This window comes from bacterium, assembly GCA_029210545.1.
In the GTDB taxonomy this organism is placed as follows: Bacteria; BMS3Abin14; BMS3Abin14; order BMS3Abin14; family BMS3Abin14; genus JARGFV01.
In genome coordinates this window covers 1-739 of record JARGFV010000211.1, presented here as the reverse complement: position 1 = coordinate 739, position 739 = coordinate 1, and the positions used below count along the sequence as shown (strand labels likewise).

The 739-nt window shown below is 52.9% G+C and carries 1 protein-coding gene; it reads left to right on the top strand.

The features are described from left to right. The first annotated feature begins 398 nt into the window (after positions 1-398). Complete coding sequence (locus P1S46_12345) at positions 399-527, top strand: hypothetical protein (protein ID MDF1537254.1); 129 nt, start codon at positions 399-401, stop codon at positions 525-527. The last annotated feature ends 212 nt before the right edge of the window (positions 528-739 follow it).

Sequence of the window (739 nt, the reverse complement as noted above, 5' to 3'; positions counted from 1 at the left end):
CCGTTCAGAACCACCGTATCCTGCCGGTAGGCGTTGAGGTCTCCCCCTGCCTGAGCGATGGGAGCGTTGTTGACCTCACGCGCATCGCCTCCGGTTCCGGCGCCTCCGCCGCCGCAGTTTGAAACAAGAAATATAAGGAAAAAACAGCCCAACAACCTCAAGAAATTTATCCGCATAGCACCGCTCCTTTTCTGTAGAGGTACCTCATGGCATTAAGCACTAATGGCAGATTATTTGTTTTTATCGCTTTTGTCAATATAGCAGTTTATGCTATTTTTATCGCTTAGGGGGGAACAAGTCACGTACCCCCGGCAAAGCCGGGGGCTTGAACTGTGAACCGCTCAAAGCGGTTATTAAAACCTCGGGCCGCCTGAAGGCGGCTACCGGAGTAGCTGCTGTTGATCCGGACAATGATCCGCAGCCTCATGGCGTTGGATATAGTCACGGACCACCTGGCAGGCAATAGACAATACCAGCACATCATAACCGAAGATCAAAAACTGTTTACCACAGGGTACACGGGGTAACACAGGGTAAGGCTGAGCATTTCTCTGTGAAACCCTGGGGCGCGGCCTCTTAGCGGCCGCGCCCTTCGACAAGCTCAGGACAGGCTGTGGTGAGTCAGCTTTATTAATGGTCTCCTACTCCTACTCCAGGAACTGTCAAACTGCTTGAGCAGAAGTTCCATTAGCGAGGTTACCGAGGTCCTGTGGGCCGAGTACGAGGTGTTCTCCCAGGC